Annotated in this window: 1 protein-coding gene and 1 pseudogene; both read left to right on the top strand. The window is 41.1% G+C overall.

Annotation, left to right across the window (positions count from 1 at the left end):
* Nucleotides 1-668: pseudogene (locus AB4496_RS24135) on the top strand (chain-length determining protein); the annotation flags it as partial.
* 363 nt (nucleotides 669-1,031) lie between these two features.
* The coding region (locus AB4496_RS24130; protein ID WP_372132305.1) for a glycosyltransferase at nucleotides 1,032-1,618 on the top strand (587 nt) is incomplete at its 3' end.

Genomic DNA, 1,618 nt, shown 5'->3' with positions numbered 1-1,618 from the left:
TCGATATTCGTAGTGAACTGGCTCTGCTTCAAGCCAAATACACAAACAAACACAGTGCCGTACAAGCTAAAGTTCGTGAACTAGACAGACTTGAAAATGAGAGAAAGAGTTTACTCGATGTAACTCAACCTGCGATGAACAGCGACCAGCTTTGGGACATTGCAAGTAGTACTACACTGAACAAACTTTCGGATACCCAACCTCTTTTAGTCACCCAACTACACAGTTTACAACTGGTTCGCGCTCGCTTTGAGTCTTTAACTGAAGAAACGAAAAGCCTTCGTACTATGATTTTCGAATTAGAACACAAGGCGAATAACTTCGGTGAAAATGCAAAAGAGATGTATCGCCTTAAACGCCAAGTTGAAATCAAGCGTCAGCTATACGATGAACTGACAGAGCGTTATGAAATGGCTCAGCTAACAGGTTCGCTTGGCGTATTCGAGCAAAACAAACGTGTGAAGATTATCGATTTACCCTTCACGCCTAGTATCAAATCTAACATACCTTCTTTTGTGTTTGTTTTGGCTGGTTTCGTTGCAGGTATCGGCCTTGGCATTGGGTTGGCGATATTGTTTGAGCTGTTTGACTCTTCAATCAAGCGTAAAGACGAAATCGAAGACATCTTAGGTGTTCCTGTCATTACCGTTATCCCTAAAATGAGTTAGTTAGCCTTAAAGGCATTTTTAATTTGCTAGCTTCGTAGCTTCTTCTTATCTTTTTAGCTTCCTAACACTAAACGCCAACATTCGCTTGGCGTTTTTTTTGTCTAAAGCCTCAAGTTCTAACGCTACTTTCGATTAACCCAAGCCCTATGCTCCAAATAGCTATTCATTGGTGTTTTGTTTTGATTCCCATTTTGAGAAACAAAAAACGCCCTATAGAATCATGCATTAAGCGATTGAAATATAAAGGTTATTTAATTGGCACAACTCCTGCAGTCTCATTGTGTAGCTAAACGTTTTAAAGAAGTTACTTCAAGAAAAATGTCAGAAAGGCGAAACAAGAATTATAAAGGCAGGGTCCAAATTATGAATACGCACTTAACGAAGCATGGTAAAAAGATCATACACGTTGTTCAGCACCTCGCTCCCGGCGGATTAGAAACCCTAACGTTAGATTTGCTGCGCCTTGCTAAACCAACAGACCAAGTGTTGATTGTCAGTTTAGAAGGAACAAAAGAAGACTCGATCAACAACTGGCCTAAATTAAAGCAGTATCAAAATCAAATCGTCTTTTTGGATAAAGCACCAGGCGTACAATTCAGTATCATCATCAAATTGATGAAAGCATTTAACGGTATTCGACCTGATGTTGTTCACACGCATCACATAGGCCCACTGCTCTACGCGGGTTACGCTGCCCGTGTAACTGGGGTTCCTACTCGAATTCATACCGAGCATGATGCTTGGCATTTGAAAAATAACAAACGTCGTCGCTTACAAGCCCTTGCATTGAAAGCGGCTCAACCAACGTTAGTGGCCGATGCAACACGCGTTTACAATCAGTTACGTTGTGCGTTTTCATACAAAAACATCATCACGATTAAAAACGGCGTAGATTGTGAGAAGTTTAAACCGATGTCAAAAGCAGACGCGAGAGCAAAGCACAACCTACC

The sequence above is a fragment of the Vibrio sp. 10N.222.46.A1 genome (genome assembly GCF_041473595.1).
GTDB classification, from domain to species: Bacteria; Pseudomonadota; Gammaproteobacteria; order Enterobacterales; family Vibrionaceae; genus Vibrio; species Vibrio tasmaniensis_A.
The sequence above is the reverse complement of the archived record's forward strand: the minus strand, read 5'-3'. Positions and strand labels throughout refer to the sequence as shown.